The organism is Streptomyces sp. SS1-1 (assembly GCF_008973465.1).
In the GTDB taxonomy this organism is placed as follows: Bacteria; Actinomycetota; Actinomycetes; order Streptomycetales; family Streptomycetaceae; genus Streptomyces.
This window is the reverse complement of sequence record NZ_WBXN01000004.1, coordinates 2,287,680-2,306,534: the sequence shown is the minus strand read 5'-3', so window position 1 is coordinate 2,306,534 and position 18,855 is coordinate 2,287,680. Positions and strand designations below refer to the sequence as shown.

Annotated in this window: 15 protein-coding genes; 8 read left to right on the top strand and 7 right to left on the bottom strand. The window is 72.4% G+C overall.

Annotated elements, in window-relative coordinates; genetic code table 11:
* Window positions 1–2 precede the first annotated feature (2 nt).
* On the bottom strand, window positions 3–851 hold the full coding sequence (locus F8R89_RS11715; RefSeq protein ID WP_151783925.1) for a helix-turn-helix transcriptional regulator: 849 nt from the start codon (window positions 849–851) through the stop codon (window positions 3–5).
* 119 nt (window positions 852–970) lie between these two features.
* On the opposite strand from F8R89_RS11715, the gene F8R89_RS11710 reads away from it, so the two are divergent.
* Window positions 971–1,825, top strand: coding sequence for an NAD-dependent epimerase/dehydratase family protein (locus F8R89_RS11710; RefSeq protein WP_151783924.1), 855 nt, complete (start codon window positions 971–973; stop codon window positions 1,823–1,825).
* Window positions 1,826–1,834: 9 nt separating this feature from the next.
* Here the strand turns inward: F8R89_RS11710 and F8R89_RS11705 are convergent, their stop codons facing one another.
* Genes F8R89_RS11705 through F8R89_RS11695 form a run of 3 tightly spaced genes read right to left on the bottom strand, consistent with a single transcriptional unit; the run spans window position 1,835 to window position 4,603 of the window.
* On the bottom strand, window positions 1,835–3,190 hold the full coding sequence (locus F8R89_RS11705) for a GH1 family beta-glucosidase (protein ID WP_192806357.1): 1,356 nt from the start codon (window positions 3,188–3,190) through the stop codon (window positions 1,835–1,837).
* 55 nt (window positions 3,191–3,245) lie between these two features.
* On the bottom strand, window positions 3,246–3,512 hold the full coding sequence (locus tag F8R89_RS11700; protein WP_151783922.1) for a protealysin inhibitor emfourin: 267 nt from the start codon (window positions 3,510–3,512) through the stop codon (window positions 3,246–3,248).
* Window positions 3,513–3,532: 20 nt separating this feature from the next.
* Window positions 3,533–4,603 carry a M4 family metallopeptidase gene (locus F8R89_RS11695; protein WP_151783921.1) on the bottom strand — a complete coding sequence of 357 codons (1,071 nt, stop codon included), beginning with the start codon at window positions 4,601–4,603 and terminating at the stop codon, window positions 3,533–3,535.
* A 348-nt stretch (window positions 4,604–4,951) separates the two neighbouring features.
* Here F8R89_RS11695 and leuA point away from each other — a divergent pair, with 348 nt between their 5' ends.
* The 6 genes from leuA to F8R89_RS11660 all read left to right on the top strand — a co-directional run bounded on the left by leuA (window position 4,952) and on the right by F8R89_RS11660 (window position 15,157).
* Entirely contained in the window at window positions 4,952–6,673 is a 1,722-nt protein-coding gene (leuA, locus tag F8R89_RS11685) for a 2-isopropylmalate synthase (protein ID WP_151783920.1), read from the top strand.
* A gap of 186 nt (window positions 6,674–6,859) precedes the next feature.
* Window positions 6,860–7,558, top strand: coding sequence for a TerB family tellurite resistance protein (locus F8R89_RS11680; RefSeq protein WP_151783919.1), 699 nt, complete (start codon window positions 6,860–6,862; stop codon window positions 7,556–7,558).
* Window positions 7,559–7,651: 93 nt separating this feature from the next.
* Window positions 7,652–11,677: a tetratricopeptide repeat protein gene (locus tag F8R89_RS11675; RefSeq protein WP_151783918.1), complete on the top strand. Its 4,026-nt coding sequence runs from the start codon at window positions 7,652–7,654 to the stop codon at window positions 11,675–11,677.
* Window positions 11,678–11,727: 50 nt separating this feature from the next.
* On the top strand, window positions 11,728–12,138 hold the full coding sequence (locus F8R89_RS11670; protein WP_055620961.1) for a VOC family protein: 411 nt from the start codon (window positions 11,728–11,730) through the stop codon (window positions 12,136–12,138).
* A gap of 58 nt (window positions 12,139–12,196) precedes the next feature.
* Window positions 12,197–14,560 carry an ATP-binding cassette domain-containing protein gene (locus F8R89_RS11665; RefSeq protein ID WP_151783917.1) on the top strand — a complete coding sequence of 788 codons (2,364 nt, stop codon included), beginning with the start codon at window positions 12,197–12,199 and terminating at the stop codon, window positions 14,558–14,560.
* Window positions 14,561–14,641: 81 nt separating this feature from the next.
* Entirely contained in the window at window positions 14,642–15,157 is a 516-nt protein-coding gene (locus tag F8R89_RS11660) for a helix-turn-helix transcriptional regulator (protein ID WP_151788079.1), read from the top strand.
* 60 nt (window positions 15,158–15,217) lie between these two features.
* Here the strand turns inward: F8R89_RS11660 and F8R89_RS11655 are convergent, their stop codons facing one another.
* Window positions 15,218–16,138 carry a hypothetical protein gene (locus F8R89_RS11655; protein WP_151783916.1) on the bottom strand — a complete coding sequence of 307 codons (921 nt, stop codon included), beginning with the start codon at window positions 16,136–16,138 and terminating at the stop codon, window positions 15,218–15,220.
* Window positions 16,135–16,659 carry a SigE family RNA polymerase sigma factor gene (locus F8R89_RS11650; RefSeq protein ID WP_151783915.1) on the bottom strand — a complete coding sequence of 175 codons (525 nt, stop codon included), beginning with the start codon at window positions 16,657–16,659 and terminating at the stop codon, window positions 16,135–16,137. The genes F8R89_RS11655 and F8R89_RS11650 overlap by 4 nt, the downstream gene beginning before the upstream one ends.
* Before the next feature lie 81 nt (window positions 16,660–16,740).
* Between F8R89_RS11650 and F8R89_RS11645 the strand changes: the two genes are divergently transcribed.
* Complete coding sequence (locus F8R89_RS11645) at window positions 16,741–17,178, top strand: protein phosphatase (protein WP_151783914.1); 438 nt, start codon at window positions 16,741–16,743, stop codon at window positions 17,176–17,178.
* Window positions 17,179–17,894: 716 nt separating this feature from the next.
* Here the strand turns inward: F8R89_RS11645 and bla are convergent.
* Entirely contained in the window at window positions 17,895–18,791 is an 897-nt protein-coding gene (gene bla / locus F8R89_RS11640) for a class A beta-lactamase (protein ID WP_151783913.1), read from the bottom strand.
* Window positions 18,792–18,855: the final 64 nt, after the last annotated feature.

The following is an 18,855-nucleotide window of genomic DNA, read 5'->3' as shown; positions in this document are numbered from 1 at the left end:
CCCTACCTCGTGCCGGCCGTCATGTCCTGCAACCCCACCACCCGCAGCAACTGAAGGCGTTCGTGGGCCTCCGTGCCGGGGCGGGCGGAGTGCACGACCAGCAGGTGCCGGTGCTGGTGGCTGACCATGACCTCGCAGTCCAGCTCCAGCAGACCGACCAGCGGGTGCACGAACCGCTTGGTCGCGTGCTCGCGCCGCGCCACCTCGTGCTCGTCCCACAGCCGGGCGAACTCCGCGCTGCCCGCCAGCAGTTCGGCGACCAGCCCGGCCGGCTCCGGGTCGTCGGGGCGGGCCGCGGCCACCGCGCGCAGATTGGCCACCTGCGAACGCGCGATCGCCTCGTGGTCCTCGGGCGGGAAGAGGGTGCGCGCGGCCGGGTCGAGGAAGAAGCCGCGGGTCAGGTTGCGCTCCCGCCGCGGGCGGGACATCGCGTCCCCGGACAGCGCCCTGGCCATCGCGTTCTGCGCCAGCACCTCGCCGTAGTCGGTCACCACCTGGGCCGGTGTGTCGTGCAGCCGGTCCAGGATCAGCAGCAGCCCCGGGCGCACGTGCTCCGACCCCGTCGTGGCCCGCGGCGGCTCCTCGCCGGCCAGGTGGAACAGATGGTCCCGCTCGTCGTCCGTCAGCCGCAGCGCGCGGGCCAGCGCGGTGAGCATCTGCCGGGACGGACGCGGGCCCCGCGACTGTTCCAGCCGGGTGTAGTAGTCCACCGACATGCCCGCCAGCTGCGCCACCTCCTCCCGGCGCAGGCCCGGCGTACGGCGCCGGGAGCCGGGCGTGAGACCCACGTCCGGCGGGGCCAGCCGGGCCCGGCCGCGGCGCAGGAAGTCGGCGAGTTCCGCTCGGTTCATGCCTCCAGCGTGCGCCATGGCGCGTCCCGTATCCAGGGACCGCCGATCCCCTGATCGACGGGTCTCTCCCGCCCGCGCCGGGCCCGACCCAGGGTGGAGGGAGACGAGAGGAGCAGATCATGCAGACATTGGTGACGGGTACGACGGGACAGGTCGGCCGGCGCTTCGTGCCGAGGCTGCTGACGCAGGCGGCGGCGGGGGACCGGATCAGGGTGCTGGTCCGGGACGAGGCCCGGGGTGAGCGGTTCGCCGAACTGGGCGCCGAGGTCGTCGTCGGCGATCTGCGGGACACCGAGGCGCTCGGCAAGGCGGTCGCCGGCATCGACGCGGTCGTCAACGTCGCGGCGGCCTTCAGGGGCGTGCCCGACGAGGAGGCGTGGGCGGTCAACCGGGACGCCGCGGTGGCGCTCGGGCAGGCCGCGCGGGCGGCCGGGGTGGAGCGGTTCGTGCAGATCAGCACGAACAACGTGTACGGCACCGGCCGCGGGCGCCCGCTGGTCGAGGAGGACGAGAGCAGGTCCGGCGGACACATGTGGGGCGCGTACCCCGCCTCCAAGGTGGAGGCCGAGCGGGCGCTGCTGGCGATGGACGGCCTGGACGTGCGCATCGCCCGGCTGCCGTTCGTCTACGGCGAGGGCGACCCGCACCTGGCGGACGCCATGGCGTGGGCGCCGCGCTGGGCCCCGCAGCAGCGGCTGCACATGGCCCACCACGCGGACGTCGCCCAGGCCCTGCTGCGGCTGCTGCACACGCCGGGCATCGCGGGCCGGATCTACAACGTCGGCGACGACGCCCCCGTCACCACCGTGGAGCTGTACCAGCTCAACGGCATGGAGGTGCCGGCCGGGCTGTACGACAACACCGACCCCGACCCCTGGCACAACATCGTGGACACCCGGCGCATCCGCCGCGAGCTCGGCTTCCGGCCGATCTACCCGAGCGTGTGGACCGCCCGGGACGCCGGGGCGCTGTGACGACTCCGGTCAGCCGGCCGGGGTCCCCGCCTGCCGCTGGGCCCGCAGCAGATCGCGGAACCAGCGGTAGGACGCCTTCGGGGTGCGCCGTTGCGTGGCGAAGTCGACGTGCACCAGGCCGAAGCGCCGCGCGTAGCCCTCGGCCCACTCGAAGTTGTCCAGCAGGGACCACACGAAGTAGCCGCGCACGTCGACGCCCGCCTCCACGGCCCGGTGCAGCGCGCGGACGTGCCCGTCGAGGTAGGCGATCCGTTCCTGGTCGTCGACGCCCTCGTAGGAGCAGCCGTTCTCGGTGACGACGACCGGCGGGAGGCGGTCGCCGTAGCGGTCCCGGAAGCCGGTGAGGAGTTCCGTCAGGCCCTCCGGGACGACCGGCCACCCGAAGTCGGTCGTCGGCACGCCCTCGATGTCCCGTACGGAGAACGGCAGTTCGGCGGGCATGGTGATCCCGCCGAACTCGATCTCGGTGCCCTGCGGCGCCCCCACCCGGGTCGGCGCGTAGTAGTTGACGCCGTAGAAGTCGAGCGGCTCGGCGATGACCTTCAGATCGGCCTCGACGTCCCCCGGCATCAGCGCCTCGATGCCGTCCGGGTAGCGGCCGAGCAGCAGCGGGTCGGCGAACAGCCGGTTCAGCAGCAGGTCGTAGAAGTCCGCCGCCTCCAGGTCCGCCTGCTCCCGCGACGCCGGCCAGGTCGGCCCGTGCGAGTTCGTGATCCCGACGTCCGTCGCGCCGGCCGCGCGCAGCGCCCGTACCGCGAGCCCGTGCGCGAGCAGCTGGTGGTGGGCGACCGGCAGCGCGTCGAACAGGAGCCGCCGGCCGGGCGCGTGGGTGCCCAGGGCGTGGCCCAGCAGGGTGTGCTCGGCCGGTTCGTTCAGGGTGATCCAGGTGCCGACCCGGTCGCCGAGGCGGCCGGCGACCCGGGACACGTGCGCGGCGAACCGGTCGGCCGTGTCCCGCTCCAGCCAGTCCAGCGCGACGGGCAGGTCCCAGTGGAAGAGCGTCGGCACCGGGCGTACGCCCGCCGCGCACAGCTCATCCACCAGACGGTCGTAGAAGTCCAGCCCCTGCGGGGAGTTCACCCGAGGCCAGGAGATCGAGAACCGGTAGGCGTCCACGCCGAGCCCGGCGAGCAGTGCCACGTCCTCGCGGTAGCGGTGGTAGTGGTCGCAGGCCACCTCGGCCGTCGAGCCGTCCTTCACACGCCCCGGCTCGGCCGTGAACGCGTCCCACACGGACCGCTCGCGCAGCTCCGCCGCCCCCTCGATCTGGTGGGCCGAGGTGGACACCCCCCACAGGAAGCCGTCCGGGAAACGGGGTACCGGCCGGGTCGCACCGCGCTCGTCGATCGCCATGCGCCGGATCATCGGCACCGGCGGCACGCCAAGTCAACGCCCTGACGGGAACCGGCCGTTCCCCGTACTAGGCGCCCTCCTTCAGCACGCGGGAGACGAGCGCGCGCTGCGCGTCGGTGAGCCGGGGGTCGGCGCAGTACACCGTCCGGCCGTCCACGGTGATCTCGTAGCCGAAGCCGTCCGGCACCCCGGCGGGCGGGGTGCCCCGGCCGGACGCGAGGGCGCCCTCGGCCAGGGCGTGCCACTCCTCGGCGTCCGGCCGCCCCGCGGTGTCCACCTCCGCGTGCCGCTCGATGCCCGCGAACCCGCCCGTGCGCCGTACCTGAATACGCATGGGACCTGTCTATTACGCCGCTACGGGATCCGCACCCCCACCTGCTCCCACGCCTTCGCGACGGCCCGGAACTCGTCACCGGCGTCACCGAAGCGCTCCCGCGCCGCCTTCACGGTGAGCGCCGCGAAGTCGGTGAACATCGCCCGGTCCGGCAGCTCGCCGCCGGTGAGGACGTCGAACCAGATCTGCCCCGCCCGTTCCCAGGCGTTCCCGCCGAGCGCGGTGGCGGCCAGGTAGAAGGCGTGGTTGGGGATGCCGGAGTTGATGTGGACGCCGCCGTTGTCCCGGCCGGTGCGGACGTAGTCGTCCATCGTGGCGGGCTGCGGGTCCTTGCCGAGGACGTCGTCGTCGTACGCGCTGCCCGGCTCCTTCATCGAGCGCAGCGCCTTGCCGGTGACGCCGGGGGCGAGCAGGCCCGCGCCGATCAGCCAGTCGGCCTCGGCGGCGGTCTGGCCGAGCGTGTACTGCTTGATCAGGGCGCCGAAGACGTCGGACATCGACTCGTTCAGCGCGCCCGGCTGCCCGTAGTAGGTGAGGTTGGCCGTGTACTGGGTGACGCCGTGGGTGAGTTCGTGGCCGATGACGTCGATCGGGATGGTGAAGTCGAGGAAGATCTCGCCGTCCCCGTCGCCGAACACCATCTGCTCGCCGTTCCAGAAGGCGTTGTTGTAGTCCTCGTCGTAGTGGACGGTGGCGTCCAGCGGCAGCCCGTCGCCGTCGATGGAGTGCCGGCCGTACGCCTTCAGGAACAGCTCGAAGGTGGCGCCGAGCCCCGAGTAGGCGCGGTTGACCGTGGCGTCCCGGCCGGGGGCGTCCCCCTCGCCGCGGACCTTCGTGCCGGGCAGGGCGGTGCCGTGCCCGGCGTCGTAGACGGTGCGCAGCGGCTGGTCCGACGGCGCCTTGGCGAGTGGCGCCGACGCGAGCGCGAACTCGGTCGTCACCCGGCGCCTGCCGCGCAGCTCGCTGTCGCGGACCAGGGTCCGGCGGGCCGGGCCGGAGAGCGCGGGGTCGTCGTTCCGGGCCAGCCGGTCGAGGACGTGCGGCGGCACGACGGTGCAGAAGACGGGCTCGAAGCCCCCGTTGGTGGTCATGTGCCGCACCATGGCACTGCGTAGGGGTGATGTCACTAGCAGCGACCATGATTGGTGAAATAAGCGGATCTGGTCACCCTCCGTGGTCGCTCTGTGTTATGCGCCGGTGCCCGGATTGTGGCTTTTCGCACAGGCTCCCGGGGCTGTTCCGAGGTCCCCGGTCCCGCATACTGATATGGACCGCCGCATACCGGAGAGCTCGGCTAGCATGCTTCGCATCATGCTTTTCGGGCTGCTTCTTCTTAGCTGCCGCGGCGAGGGCCTGTAGTCCAGGTCGACTCCCTCCCCGCGGAGCTTCGCGTTGCGTCGTCGGCCGTCCTTCCGGACATCCTGAGGAGCCCCGCAGACATGGCGAACCGCCAGCAGCCCAGCACCATGCCGATCCACAAGTACGGCCGCTACGAGCAGGTCGACATCCCCGACCGGACCTGGCCGGACCAGCGCGTCACCACCGCTCCCCGCTGGCTCTCCACCGACCTGCGCGACGGCAACCAGGCCCTGATCGACCCGATGTCGCCCGAGCGCAAGCGCCGGATGTTCGACCAGCTGGTCAGGATGGGCTACAAGGAGATCGAGGTCGGCTTCCCCGCCTCGGGCCAGACGGACTTCGACTTCGTACGGTCCATCATCGAGGACCCCGAGGCCATCCCGGACGACGTCACCATCTCCGTACTGACCCAGGCCCGCGAGGACCTGATCGAGCGCACGGTGGAATCCCTGAAGGGCGCGAAGCGCGCCACCGTCCACCTGTACAACGCCACCGCCCCCGTCTTCCGCCGCGTGGTCTTCCGCGGCTCCAAGGACGACATCAAGCAGATCGCCGTCGACGGCACCCGCCTGGTGATGGAGTACGCCGAGAAGCTGCTGGGCCCCGAGACCGAGTTCGGCTACCAGTACAGCCCCGAGATCTTCACCGACACCGAGCTGGACTTCGCGCTGGAGGTCTGCGAGGCGGTGATGGACGTCTACCAGCCCGGCCCCGGCCGCGAGATCATCCTCAACCTGCCCGCCACCGTGGAGCGTTCGACGCCGTCCACGCACGCGGACCGCTTCGAGTGGATGCACCGCAACCTGTCCCGCCGCGAGTACGTCTGCCTGTCCGTCCACCCGCACAACGACCGCGGCACCGCCGTCGCCGCCGCCGAGCTGGCGCTGATGGCCGGCGCCGACCGCGTCGAGGGCTGCCTGTTCGGGCAGGGCGAGCGCACCGGCAACGTCGACCTGGTCACCCTGGGCATGAACCTGTTCTCCCAGGGCGTCGACCCGCAGATCGACTTCTCCGACATCGACGAGATCCGCCGTACGTGGGAGTACTGCAACCAGATGGAGGTCCACCCGCGCCACCCGTACGTGGGCGACCTGGTCTACACGTCCTTCTCCGGCTCCCACCAGGACGCCATCAAGAAGGGCTTCGACGCCATGGAGGCCGACGCGAAGGCCAAGGGCGTCACCGTCGACGACATCGAGTGGGCCGTCCCGTACCTGCCGATCGACCCCAAGGACGTCGGCCGCTCCTACGAGGCCGTCATCCGCGTCAACTCGCAGTCCGGCAAGGGCGGTGTCTCCTACGTCCTGAAGAACGACCACAAGCTGGACCTGCCGCGCCGGATGCAGATCGAGTTCTCCAAGATCATCCAGGCGAAGACGGACGCCGAGGGCGGCGAGATCACCGGCGCCGACATCTGGGCGACCTTCCAGGACGAGTACCTGCCGAACCCGGAGAACCCCTGGGGCCGGCTGCAGGTCAGGAACGGCCAGTCGACGACCGACACCGACGGGGTGGACACCCTCAAGGTGGAGGCGACCGTCGACGGCACCGACACGATCCTGGAAGGCAGCGGCAACGGTCCGATCTCGGCCTTCTTCGACGCCCTGGCGAAGGTCGGCATCGACGCGCGGCTGCTGGACTACCAGGAGCACACGATGAGCGAGGGCGCCTCCGCGCAGGCCGCCTCGTACATCGAGTGCGCCATCGACGGCCAGGTGCTGTGGGGCATCGGCATCGACGCCAACACCACCCGCGCCTCGCTGAAGGCGGTCGTCTCGGCCGTCAACCGGGCCGCCCGCTGACCGTCCCCCACACGGGGAACCGTGGCCCCGCCCGCCGTGCTCCGGCGGGCGGGGCCACGGCCATTTCCGGCCAGCAGAACGTGCAGGTCACGGAGAGGTCTCGTCCGGGGTACTGACTCCACGTCCAGGATGTGGCTAACATCACGCAAGCGCGGCGATGTTGCCGTGGCGTTACGGAGGTGCGACGTGCTGCCAGGACGGGGACGAGACGGCCGTGCCGCCAGGCTTGCGCGCCTCGTGGGCACCCGCACCGTGTGGACGGCCGCCGGCGACGGCGAGTTCTTCTGCCCGGGGTGCGGAGGCGACCGCAACTACCAGCGGCTGACCGGACACCGGCGCTTCACCCTGCTCGGCGTCCCCGTGCTGCCACGCGGCGAGACCGGCCCCGTCGTCGAGTGCGCCGCCTGCCGCCGCCACTTCGGCACCGACGCCCTGGACCACCCGACCACCACCCGCTTCTCCGCGATGCTCCGCGACGCCGTGCACACCGTCGCCCTCGCGGTGCTGTCGGCGGGCGGCACCGGCGCCCGCCCCGCCCTGGAGACCGCCGCGGCCACCGTGCGCGCGGCCGGCTTCGACGACTGCACCGAGGAACAGCTCAGCGCCCTCGTGGACGCGCTGGCCGCCGACACCGGCCGGGTCCTGTCCGAGCCGTGCGGCCCCGGGCTCGCCATAGAGCTCCACGAGGCCCTGGACCCGCTCGCCCCGCACCTCGCCCCCGCCGGCCGCGAGTCGATCCTCCTCCAGGGCGCCCGCATCGCCCTGGCCGACGGCCCCTACACCCCCGCCGAACGCGACACCCTCGCCACGGTCGGCGCCGCCCTCACCCTGTGCACGGACGACGTGGCGGGCCTGCTGGCGGCGGCGGCACGAACGCCCTCCTGAGCCTCGGCCGCCGATTCTTCGGTCCGCCTTCCTGAGCTGCCCGCCCTACCGGACAATCGTGCCGTCGGAGGGCTGTGCTCGAAGGGGGACGCGATGCGGCCGGGAGTGCGCTGGGCCATGGGCATCGGACTGGCCCTCCTCGGCTTCGGAGCCGTCTTCGCGCTCTTCTACACCGCTCCCCTGCCACTGATGCCCACGGAGGAGGGCGACCGTGCCTCTGTGGGCATCGGTGCCGGCTCCGTTGTCGCCGCCGTGGTCACCGCCTGGAGTACCTGGTTCGCCACCCCCCGAGCCGAGACTGCCGACACCCCCGTCGGAACGGGCCGCTCGGAGCCGGCCCTCCAGGCAGCACCCGACGATGGGGCCGCGGCGCCCGCCGGACCCGTGGTGCGCATGGGGGACCTGCCCCGTCGTCCCGTCGGCTTCCAGCCTCGCGACGAACTCGTCGCCGAACTCGCCGCGAGCGCGGCGGATCACCGCCTCGCGGTCGTCCGGACGGTGACCGGGACCAGGGGAGTGGGCAAGACCCAGCTCGCGGCCGCGTACGCGCGTCGTCGCATCGAGGACGGGTGGCCCGTGGTCGCCTGGATCAACGGCGAGACCCGCGGCCTGCTGGTGTCCGGACTGTCCGAGCTGGCTGCACAGCTCGGTGTCCGCGACCCGGGCGAGGACGCCGAGACCTCGGCGCGTGCGGCGCTGACCTGGATCGGCCGTGCCGAGGAACAGTGCCTGCTGGTCATCGACAACGCCGTTGCACCGGACGAGGTCGCCGAGTGGCTGCCCACGGCGGGCCGGGCGGAGGTGGTGGTCACCACGACCTCCCGTGCATTCGAGAACCTCGCTCCGGGCGGCCAGGTGGAGGTCGGGGTCTTCAGCGTCGGTGAGACGCTCGCCTTCCTGCGGGAGCGGACCGGGCTCGACGACGAAGAAGGGGCGCGTGCGCTCGGTGACGAGCTCGGCCGGCTGCCGGTCGCCCTCGCGCAGTCCGCAGCCGTGATCAAGAGCGAGCACATCGGATATGAGGGCTGTCTGCAGCGGCTGCGGACCATGTCCGTGGAGCAGTTGCTGCCGGCGGTCCCGGGCGAGCGGTATCCCCATCGGACGGCCGAGGTCGTGCTGTTCTCCGTCCAGCAGGCCGAAGCGCATGACGAGACGGGTCTGGCCCGGCCCCTGCTGGACGCCCTCGCTCTGCTGTCGCCGTCGGGTGTGCCCGGCGGTCTGCTGCGCGCGGTCGCCCTGCGTCACGGTCATGACTCGGGCACGGCGGTCGAGCGCGCGGTCGGCCGGTTGGTCGAGGCATCGCTGGCGAACCGGATGGGTGCCGACAGCATCGCGCTGCATCGCCTCACCCGACGGGTGCTGCGCGACCGGGTCAGGGCGGCGGGTGCGCTTGCGGAGACGGCCACGGTGGTCGGGGAGTGTCTCGCGGAGGACCTGATCGCGCTGCATGAAGCATGGGAGAGGAAGGAAGAGGGAGGTCAACTTGTCGGCCAGGTAGAGGCGTTGTGGAGTGCGGTGGTGCCCGACCTCGTCGGCCTGCCGGAGCCCTGCATCACGCTCCTCGTGGACCTGCGGGACTGGATGGCGCGGTACCTGGACATGGTCGGCGAATCCGCCCGGGCCCTGGAAGCCGCCGAGGAGACGCTGCTGCGGTCGGAGTCGAGAGGAGAGCCCCGGTCGGCGGCCGTGCTCCAGGCCCTGCGTCTGCTGGCGGACATCCGGCACGGGAACGGACGGGCCGAGGGGGCCGTCTCGGCGTTCCAGCGGCTCCTAGAACTCACCGAGGAGACCGAGGGCCCTGACTCACCTCAGGTACTCACCGTTCGTGCGGACCTGGCTGAGGCACATCGTTCGGCGGGCCACTTCGACGTGGCCGTGTCCATGACCGAACGCCTGGTCATGGACTTCGAGCGCCTCGCCGGCCCCGACCACAGCCACACCCTTCGAGCCCGGGCCGACCTCGCGGACGTGTACGCCGAGGCAGGACGGCTGACCGAGGCCGTGGCGGTGTCGGAGTCCCTGCGTGAGCGCCTGATGCCCGGCGAATCGGTGGACCCGGTCCGTAACGCCGGTGAGCTGAGTCGCCTGGCAGACTTCTACGATTCGGTCGGCCGCGCCTCCGAAGGCGTGGACCTGCTGCGGCGACTGCTCGTCGAGCGGGAGTCCGGCGAAGGCAGGGACGAGTCCGAGACGGTCTGGATCAGAGACCGTCTGGCGGACGCCTGCCTGTCGGCGGGTCTGTACGACGAGGCCCTGGAAGTGGCCCGGCAAGCGCTGGACGAAGCGGAACGCCTCTTCGGTGACGCTCCGGCCGAGATAGCGACGGTCCGGGCGACATGGGCGGAGGCGTTGGCGCGGCAGGAGCGCTACGACGAGGCGCTCCGTGAAGTGCGCCGCGCCATCGACGACCTGACGGCGCCGAACGGCCCGGACCACCCCGATGTCCTGGTCGCCCGCAGCCGGTTGGTCCGCACCCTGCACAGCGCGTCGAAGTACCAGCAGGCGTACGAGGAGGCGAGACAGCTCCTCACTGACTACGAGCGGCTGCTGGGGACCGACTCGACGGCCACACTTCGTGCCCGGCGGCTGTACGCCGACGTCTGCGCCGACGCCGGACGGCACACCGAAGCGGTCGATCTGGCACGTCGGGTCCTGAGGGACGCGGAGCGGATCCACGGGGAAGGGCATCCGTGGACGCTGGGCCGCCGCATCGATCTCGCATCGGAGCTCAACGGCATCCGCGCCCACGACGAGGCGTTGGCCCTGCTGCGGAGAACGCGGTCGGACATCGCACACCACCTCGGCCGGCGGCACCCGTTGCTCTTCCGTCTGGACGAGGCGACGGCCTGGGTACTCCTGACCGCGAACCGAAACCAGGAAGCCCGTGACCTGCGGGCCCGTGTTCTGCGGGAACGGATCGAGCAGCAGGGCGCCGACGCTCCCTCCATCCCGTGGCTCTCCGCGATGGTCGGACAGGCCGAGTTGTGGCTCGCCGACTACGACAGTGCTCTGGCCCGCTACCAGGACGCGCTGGCGACGGTGGAGCAGAGCCATGGACCGGGACACCTGCACACGATCGTCATGCGGCGACGGCTGGCCGCCGCGTACGGCAGCGCCCAGCGCGTCCAGGAGTGGCTGGCGGCCACGGAGCGGACGGTGGAGGACTTCTCGCGGTTCTACGGCGACGATCACCACTGGACGTTGGTCGCGCGGTCCGAGTACGCCGACGCGGTACGCCGCTCAGGGCGTCGCAGACAGGCACTCCACCTGCGGCGGGCGCTCTATCCCGGCTATGTCCGAACCCTCGGTCCTGATCATCCGTACACCGTCGATCTCCTGCGGGGCCTGGCCAACGACTACCGCGGGGTCAACCGCCGGATCAAGGCGCTCGGTGTCCGGCGACGGATCCTCGCCCTCGAGATCGCGCGGACCGGGGAGGACAGCTCCGAGAGTCTCACGGCGTGGCGGGCGTTGGGGCAGGCCTCCTGGTCCGCGGGCCTCGTGTGGAGATCAGCCGCCGTGCATCGGCGTGTGCTCGAGCGCATGCTGGCCCGTTTCGGCCCGGACCATCCGGAGGTGCTGGTCCAGCGCTGGTGCGTGGCGGGAAGCCTGCGTGCCACGGGCCGACTGAGGAAGGCCCTTGCCGCCTACCGACGGGTGGTGGTCGAGCACGAGAGGATCTACGGTCCTGATCACGTCGAGACGCTCGGCGCCCGGGGCGGAGAGGCATGGGCGCTCCGTCTGTGCGGACGTGTCCGCAAGGCGGTTCGGGCCTACACCGAACTCGTCACGGACACCGCCCGCGTGCACGGTGCCGATCACATCGTGACGTGGCAACGACGGGGCCTTCACGCCTATGCGGTCCTGTGGTCCGGCCACCCCGGGCGCGCCCTCGACCTGGCCCTTCGCGTCCACACCGACGGTGTCCGGGTTCTCGGCGCCGACCATCCCGACGTACGCAGGCTGAGGCGCCGACTGGTTCTCCTCGCCCTGGCGAGCGGGCGCCTGCGCACGGCCTGGGACGTCTTCGGTACGAGGACGCCCGGACACGCGGCCGCGGCAGCCGGCCGGCCCGGACCGCAGGGCGGCGGGAGGGACGCGGACCGCACGCGAACGTGAGGTCAGGAATCGAGAAGCGCCGCCCCCCGCCCGCCGCTAGCGTGACGGGCATGGACATCAGCATTCACGCCAGCTTCATCCCGCACGACGATCCGGAGGCCTCCCTGGCCTTCTACCGTGACGTCCTCGGCTTCGAGGTCCGCAACGACGTCGGGCAGGGCACGATGCGCTGGATCACCGTGGGGCCGCCCGGGCAGCCCGACACCTCGCTGCTGCTCGCACCGCCCGCCGCCGACCCCGGCGTCACCGACGACGAGCGCCGGGTCATCGCCGAGATGATGGCCAAGGGCACCTACGGCTGGCTGCTGCTGGCCACCGCCGACGTCGACGAGACCTTCGAGAAGGTGCAGGCCGCCGGCGCCGAGGTCGTGCAGGAACCCACCGACCAGCCGTACGGCATCCGCGACTGCGCCTTCCGCGACCCCGCGGGGAACCTCATCCGCATCCAGGCCAGGGGCTGAACCGCCCGAGCACCCCCGGACGACGTTCCCTCACCCAGCCGCAGATGGAGACCTCACGATGACCGAGCCGCACGTCGCCGACAGCCACGATCTGATCCGTGTGTACGGGGCGCGGGAGAACAACCTGAAGGACGTCAGCATCGAGATCCCGAAGCGCCGGCTGACGGTGTTCACCGGCGTCTCCGGCTCCGGCAAGAGCTCGCTGGTGTTCGACACCATCGCCGCCGAGTCGCAGCGGCTGATCAACGAGACGTACAGCGCGTTCCTCCAGGGCTTCATGCCGAACCTGGCCCGGCCCGAGGTCGACGTCCTCGACGGACTGACCACCGCCATCACCGTCGACCAGCAGCGCATGGGCTCCGACCCGCGCTCCACCGTCGGCACCGCCACCGACGCCAACGCGATGCTGCGCATCCTCTTCAGCCGGCTCGCCGAGCCGCACATCGGGCCGCCCTCCGCCTACTCCTTCAACGTGGCCTCCGTCTCCGCGAGCGGCGGCCTCACCGTCGACCGCGGCGCCGACCGGACGAAGACCGAGAAGGTCACCTTCAGCCGCACCGGCGGCATGTGCACCCACTGCGAGGGCCGCGGCCGGGTCTCCGACATCGACCTCACCCAGCTCTACGACGACTCCAAGTCGCTCGCGGAGGATCCCTTCACCATCCCCACCTACACGGGAGACGGGTGGGTCGTGCGGGTGATCACCGAGTCCGGCTTCTTCGACAAGAACAAGCCGATCCGCGAGTACACCAAGAAGGAACGGCACGACTTCCTCTACCGGGAGCCCACCAAGGTCAAGATCAACGGCGTCAATCTGACCTACGAGGGCCTGATCCCCAAGCTGCAGAAGTCCTTCCTGTCCAAGGACCGCGAGTCGATGCAGCCGCACATCCGCGCCTTCGTGGACCGCGCCGTCACCTTCGCCGTCTGCCCCGAGTGCGACGGCACCCGGCTCAGCGAGCAGGCCCGCTCCTCCACGATCGAGGGGCGGAGCATCGCCGACGCCTGCGCCATGGAGATCCGCGACCTCGCCGAGTGGGTCCGCGGCCTCGACGAGCCGTCCGTCGCGCCCCTGCTCGCCAAACTCCGGCACACCCTCGACTCGTTCGTGGAGATCGGCCTCGGCTACCTCTCCCTGGACCGGGCCTCCGGCACGCTCTCGGGCGGCGAGGCGCAGCGCACCAAGATGATCCGCCACCTCGGCTCCTCGCTCACCGACGTCACCTACGTCTTCGACGAGCCCACCGTCGGACTGCACCCCCACGACATCCAGCGCATGAACAACCTGCTGCTGCGGCTGCGGGACAAGGGCAACACGGTCCTCGTCGTGGAGCACAAACCGGAGACCATCGCGATCGCCGACCACGTCGTCGACCTCGGCCCCGGCGCGGGCACGGCCGGCGGCACCGTCTGCTTCGAGGGCACCCTCGACGGCCTGCGGCAGTCCGACACCGTCACCGGCCGGCACCTGGACGACCGCGCCAAGCTCAAGGACACGGTCCGCACCCCCACCGGCACCCTGGAGATCCGCGGCGCCACCGCCAACAACCTCCAGAACGTCGACGTCGACATCCCGCTCGGCGTGCTCTGCGTCGTCACCGGAGTCGCCGGCTCCGGCAAGTCCTCCCTCGTGCACGGCTCGATCCCGGCACCCGAGGGCGTCGTCTCCGTCGACCAGACGCCGATCCGCGGCTCGCGCCGCAGCAACCCCGCGACCTACACCGGGCTGCTGGAGCCGGTCCGCAAGGCGTTCGCCAAGGCCAACGGCGTCAAGCCCGCCCTGTTCAGCGCCAACTCCGAGGGCGCCTGCCCCACCTGCAACGGCGCCGGCGTCGTCTACACCGACCTGGCGATCATGCAGAGCGTCGCCACCACCTGCGAGGACTGCGGCGGCAAGCGGTTCGACGCCTCGGTGCTGGAGTACCGCCTCGGCGGCCGGGACATCAGCGAGGTGCTCGCGATGTCCGTGACCGAGGCCGAGGAGTACTTCCGCGAGGGCGAGGCCCGTATCCCCGCCGCGCACCGGATCGTCCAGCGGCTCGCGGACGTCGGGCTGGGCTACCTCACCCTCGGCCAGCCGCTGACCACCCTGTCCGGCGGTGAGCGCCAGCGCCTCAAGCTGGCCGTGCACATGGCCGACAAGGGCGGCGTCTACGTCCTCGACGAGCCGACGACCGGTCTGCACCTGGCCGACGTCGAGCAGCTGCTCGGCCTCCTCGACCGGCTGGTGGACTCCGGCAAGTCCGTGATCGTCATCGAGCACCACCAGGCCGTCATGGCCCACGCCGACTGGATCATCGACCTCGGGCCCGGCGCCGGTCACGACGGCGGCCGGATCGTCTTCGAGGGCACCCCCGCCGACCTGGTCGCCGCCCGCTCCACCCTCACCGGTGAGCACCTCGCCGCCTACGTGGGAGGCTGAGCGCCGATGTGCCTGACCGGATCACCGGCCAGGGCCCTGCTGACGTACCGCTCCCGCCTGCTGCGGGAGTGGACGTCCCCGATGGTGCCCGGCCAGGATGGGAGGGTGACGACCCACCGCTCCACCTCCGACGAACAGCGCCTGCGCACCCTGGTCGCGCTGCGCCGCGTCCGCGACCGGATGGACCGGGAGTACGCGCAGCCGCTCGACGTGGAGGCCCTCGCCCGGGGCGTCCACATGTCGGCCGGCCACCTCAGCCGCGAGTTCAAGGCCGCCTACGGCGAATCGCCCTACGGCTATCTGATGACGCGGCGCATCGAGCGCGCGATGGCCCTGCTGCGCCGGGGCGACCTCAGCGTCACCGACGTCTGCTTCGAGGTCGGCTGCTCCTCCCTGGGCACCTTCAGCACCCGCTTCACGGAGCTGGTCGGCATGTCGCCGAGCGCCTACCGGCGGCAGGAGACCGGCGCCGTGGCCGGCATCCCGTCCTGCGTGGCCAAGCAGGTGACGCGGCCGATGCGGAACCGGGAGGCGCCGTTCTCCCTGGCCGCCGCGGTCAACGGCACCGCACCGGCGGGCGCCCGCGCCACGACGTGACGAGGGCCGGGGGCGCCCTCCCCGGCACGGCGCCCCCGGCCCCTCCTTCCGCGGTACGTCCTACGGCAGGGTGCTTTCCCAGTACTTGTCGTCGTCGGAGTCGTAGACCAGCTCGCCCCCGGCGTCGTAGCCCTTGATGTGCGGGGCCCTCATGACCTGCTCGTTCAGCACGCCGGACGCGACGAACCGGCCGTCGCGCACGGTGGCCTCCGCGCCGGAGTCGCCGTAGGAGACGGTCACCCGCGCCACCGACGGCTTGGCCGTGCCGACCACCGCCCAGCGGAACGGCAGCTTCCAGCGGCCGTGGTCCAGGACCGTCTGCTTGAAGAGGCGGTTGCTGTTGGGGTTCACCAGCACCGCGCCCGCGTCCGCGATCTCGTCGCTCTCGTCGGGGAACCCGGTGATGCCCTGCGTCACCCCGTCCTCGAGCCGGCAGATCAGCGAGGACCGCTCCTCGTCGTCGGCCTCCGCGACCACGAAGACGCCGTCGCCGCCCGTGTTGGAGTCGCCGGTGCTGCGCATCGCCAGCACGATCGCGTACGCGTCCGGCGGGGCGAGCCCCGGGCGGCCGGGCCGGTCACGGGTGAACTCCGAGTCAAGGCAGTCCTCCAGCCCGTCCCTGGCCTGCCGGTACGTGATCCCGTCGAACAGGGCCGCCGTCGCCCGGTCCGGCTCGGCGCTCGGCGTCGGGGGCGCCGACGGCGTGGCCGTGCGCGAGGGCGTCGGCGCCGCCGCCGTGCTGCCCTGCGCGCTCCCGGCGCCCAGCCCGTACACCGCCGCCGGTACCGCCGCCAGCGTCGCAAGGGCCGCGCCCGCCACCGCCACCCGGCGCCGCCGCTCCAGCGCGCCCCGCCGCCGGATCTGCGGATAGGGGGCCGCGGACGGCCGGATCGTGTAGGCGTCCTCGGCGAGCAGCTCCCTCAGTTCGTCCTCGAACTCCCGCTCATCGCTTGCCGCTTGCCGCTTCTCGTCGTCGTTCACCGGTTGCCTCCCTGACCGGACGGGGTCCTCCGGGCGAGCCCCGGATACGTACGCAACTTCGCCAGCCCCTTGGACGCCTGGCTCTTGACCGTTCCCACGGAGCAGCCGAGGAGATCGGCGACCTCCGTCTCGGACAGGTCCTCCCAGTACCGCATGACCACCACCGCCCGCTGCCTGGGCGGCAGTTGGGCCAGGGCGCCGAGCAGCGCACCGCGCTCGTCGACCCCCGCGTAGCCCTCGTCGCGTCCCGCGCGTTCCGGCGGGGCGTCGGTCAGCGACTCGGAGACCCGCCGCTTGCGGAACCGGTCGCTGTTGCAGCTGACCAGCATCTTCCGGACGTAGGCCTCCGGGCTGTCCGCGCGCGACACCCGCCGCCATGAGCGGTACGCCTTCGCCAGAGCCGTCTGGGTCAGGTCCTCCGCGTGGTGCGCGTCGCCTGTGAGGAGATACGCGGTCCGCACGAGGTGCGACCATCGCGCTCTGACGAATTCCTGGAACTGGGCCTCTGGTTCGGCCTGCATCAAGCACCCTCCCTCGCCCCACAGACCACCACCGCCCCGGAATCGGTTGCCCGGCGCGCGCCGCCCGGTTCGAATGGGACGGTGGAGACCGCGAAGCAGTGGCACGAGGGCGATCCGGGGGTGCTGAGGCTGCCGTCCGGGCGGCTCGTGCGGGGGCGCGCCCTGCGCCGCCCCCTCGACCCGGCGGCACCGCCGCCCACCTACGGCGTCTACCTGCTGGGCCGCAGGCCGCCCGAGGTCGCCTGGGAGGCCGACTGGATCCGCTGGCCCGACTTCCGCCTCCCCACCGACCGGGCCGCCGCCCGCGCGACGCTCGCGGCGGCCTGGGAACGGGCCCCGCACGAGCGCGTCGAGATCGCCTGCGGCGGCGGCCGAGGCCGCACGGGAACGGCCCTGGCCTGCCTCGCGGCCCTGGACGGCGTCCCGCCCGAGGAGGCCGTGCACTTCGTACGCCGGCACTACGACCGCCACGCGGTGGAGACGCCGTGGCAGCGGCGGTACGTGCGGACGTTCAGGTGAGCGCTGTCCGGCTGCGGCTTGGGTGGCCGGTGCGGGGGCACGCCCTGCGGCGCACGCTCGCCCCGGCGGCACCGCCGCCCACGTACGGCGACCGCCTGCTGGGCCGCCGCCCGCACGGCGCTGGCGGCGGTCGGCCGGGGGCCGTGGGGGTTCGTGCCACGGCACCACGACTGGCGCGCCGTGGAGGCGCCGTGGCGGTGGCGGTATGTGCGGACGTCCAGGTGAGCGACGTCCGTCTGCGGCCTGGGCGGCTGGTGCGCGGGCGCGCCCTGCGGCGCATGCTCGGCGCGGCGGCTCCTTCGCAACCCGCGTGCTGCTGGACGGCGTGGCAGCGGCGGTACGTGCGGACGTCCAGGTGAGCGACGCCCGCCTGCCGCCCCAGCGGTTCGTGCGGGGGCGGCGCGTCGTGCTCCGCCCGTTCGGCCCGGCGCCACCGTCGCCGCCGCGTGCTGCTGGACGGCGTGCCGGCCGGGGAGGCCGCAGGCCTTATGCGGCGGCGCCACGACCGCCACGCGGTGGAGACGCCGTGGCAGCGGCGGTACGTGCGGACGTTCAGGTGAGCGACGCCGGCCTGCCGCCCCGGCGGGTCCCGCGGGGACGCCCCCCGCGTCGCCCCCCCCGCCCCGGCGGCTCCTGCGGGGGACGCCCCCCGTCGCCCCCCGCCCCGGCGGCACCGCCGCCCACCTACGGCGTGTATCTGCTGGGCCTCAGGCCGGTCAGGTGAGTGTGTCCGCCACCAGGCGTGTCGCCTCGGCGATCAGTTCGTGGTCGTATGCCGCGTCCTGCTCGGGCCGGGTCGTCATGACCGCGAGGACGAGTGGGACGCCCGACTCGGTCCAGGCGATCCCGGCGTCGTTGTTCGCGCCGTAGGAGCCGCCGCCCGTCTTGTCGGCGACCGTCCACGGCGGCGGCAGGACCGCGCGGAACCGGTTGCCGCTGGTGGTGTTGTGCAGCATCCAGTGCGTCAGCCGGGCCCGGTCGCGGGCGTCGAGGGCGTCGCCGAGGAGCAGCCGGGCGTAACTCCGGCCGATCGCGCGCGGGCTGGTGGTGTCGGTGACCCGCCACGGCTCTGCCGAGTTCAGCTCGGTCTCCCAGCGGTCGAGCCGGGTCACCCGGTCGCCGATCGAGCGCGCGAAACGGGTCACCGCCGTGGGGCCGCCGATCTGGCGGAGCAGCAGGTTGCCGGCCGTGTTGTCGCTGAACCGGATGGCCGCGTCCGCGAGTTCGGCGACCGTCATGCCGGTCTCCAGGTGCGCCCGGGAGACGTCGGAGTTGTCCACCAGGTCGGCCTCGGTGTAGTGGATCCGCCGGGCCAGGACCTCGCCGTCGCGGTCCAGGTCGCGCAGCACCGCCGCGACGGCGAGCGGCTTGAACAGGGAGCACACCGGGAAGCGTTCGTCGGCGCGGTGGGCCACGGTCCGGCCGGTGGCCACGTTGTGGGCGAACACGCCCAGCCGGGCGCCGTGGCCGCGCTCCAGCTCGCGCAGCCGCGCCCGGACGTCACCGCCGGTGGTGGCGTGGGCCGGCCCGGCGGCCAGGGCCGCGGCAGCGGTGCCCGCCGTGAGGAGCAGGGCGCGGCGGCGGCTGAGGGGGGAGGGGGTGGGGGAGGAAATCGTGCTCTCCTTCGGTCGAGGGACGTCGACGATCTATTGATCATGGACGCCGCCCGCCCGCCCC

Excerpts from the sequence above, each read along its gene's own strand:
- F8R89_RS11715 (WP_151783925.1), bottom strand. The coding sequence starts at position 851 with ATGAACCGAGCGGAACTCGCCGACTTCCTGCGCCGCGGCCGGGCCCGG.
- F8R89_RS11710 (WP_151783924.1), top strand. The coding sequence starts at position 971 with ATGCAGACATTGGTGACGGGTACGACGGGACAGGTCGGCCGGCGCTTC.
- F8R89_RS11705 (WP_192806357.1), bottom strand. The coding sequence starts at position 3,190 with ATGATCCGGCGCATGGCGATCGACGAGCGCGGTGCGACCCGGCCGGTA.
- F8R89_RS11700 (WP_151783922.1), bottom strand. The coding sequence starts at position 3,512 with ATGCGTATTCAGGTACGGCGCACGGGCGGGTTCGCGGGCATCGAGCGG.
- F8R89_RS11695 (WP_151783921.1), bottom strand. The coding sequence starts at position 4,603 with ATGACCACCAACGGGGGCTTCGAGCCCGTCTTCTGCACCGTCGTGCCG.
- leuA (WP_151783920.1), top strand. The coding sequence starts at position 4,952 with ATGGCGAACCGCCAGCAGCCCAGCACCATGCCGATCCACAAGTACGGC.
- F8R89_RS11675 (WP_151783918.1), top strand. The coding sequence starts at position 7,652 with ATGCGGCCGGGAGTGCGCTGGGCCATGGGCATCGGACTGGCCCTCCTC.
- F8R89_RS11670 (WP_055620961.1), top strand. The coding sequence starts at position 11,728 with ATGGACATCAGCATTCACGCCAGCTTCATCCCGCACGACGATCCGGAG.
- F8R89_RS11665 (WP_151783917.1), top strand. The coding sequence starts at position 12,197 with ATGACCGAGCCGCACGTCGCCGACAGCCACGATCTGATCCGTGTGTAC.
- F8R89_RS11660 (WP_151788079.1), top strand. The coding sequence starts at position 14,642 with ATGGTGCCCGGCCAGGATGGGAGGGTGACGACCCACCGCTCCACCTCC.
- F8R89_RS11650 (WP_151783915.1), bottom strand. The coding sequence starts at position 16,659 with ATGCAGGCCGAACCAGAGGCCCAGTTCCAGGAATTCGTCAGAGCGCGA.